Source organism: Vibrio sp. 1580 (assembly GCF_033340055.1).
In genome coordinates this window covers 1-896 of record NZ_JAWOVT010000126.1, presented here as the reverse complement: position 1 = coordinate 896, position 896 = coordinate 1, and the positions used below count along the sequence as shown (strand labels likewise).

Sequence of the window (896 nt, the reverse complement as noted above, 5' to 3'; positions counted from 1 at the left end):
CGCATGCAATGGAATTCATCAATAAAATGGAAAATGGTTTAGATACCATGATCGGCGAAAACGGTGCAAGCTTATCTGGTGGTCAGCGCCAACGTGTAGCCATTGCTCGTGCATTTCTGCGCGATGCGCCTGTACTGATTCTTGACGAAGCAACCTCTGCACTGGATACGGAATCAGAGCGTGCCATCCAAGCTGCATTAGATGAGCTGCAGAAAGATAAAACCGTGTTGGTGATTGCTCACCGCTTGTCAACGATCGAAAAAGCCGATGAGATTCTAGTCGTAGACGACGGTGCCATTATTGAACGAGGTAATCACGCAGACTTGATTGCTAAGAATGGCGCTTACGCTCAACTTCATCACATCCAGTTTGGCGAATAGTTGCTGTGGTTGAAAAAATCTGGTTTGAAAATCATCCATTAAAATATCTGTTGTGGCCATTATTATGGCCACTCAGTGTGTTGTTTGGTGCAATCAGTAGATCGAAGCGTCAACAGTTTCAAACTGGTCGCAAGCAAGCGTATCAAGCACCAGTGCCCGTAGTGGTGGTCGGTAATATCACCGCTGGTGGCAATGGTAAGACGCCTGTTGTGGTTTGGTTGGTCGAGCAATTACAACATCTGGGGTATAAACCGGGAGTGGTGTCTCGAGGATACGGTGCGAAGGCTCCGCAGTATCCGCTGGTGTTAAATGATGATACTCCTACTCAACATTGTGGTGATGAACCTAAACTCATCCACCGGCGCACCGGAGCACCTGTCGCAGTCGATCCTGTACGTGCAAACGCCGTGAAAGCGCTATTAGAGTTAGACGTGGATATCATCATTACCGATGATGGTTTGCAGCATTATGCTCTAGAGCGTGATGTTGAACTTGTGATTGTTGATGGAAATCGTC

Annotated in this window: 2 protein-coding genes; both read left to right on the top strand. The window is 47.3% G+C overall.

All coding sequences use genetic code 11. The features are described 5' to 3' along the window. Positions 1 to 380 (top strand): ATP-binding cassette domain-containing protein (locus R7093_RS24485; protein WP_318146920.1); only part of this gene is annotated, 380 nt, incomplete at its 5' end. A gap of 5 nt (positions 381 to 385) precedes the next feature. Next, the coding region (lpxK, locus tag R7093_RS24480) for a tetraacyldisaccharide 4'-kinase (RefSeq protein ID WP_318146919.1) at positions 386 to 896 on the top strand (511 nt) is incomplete at its 3' end.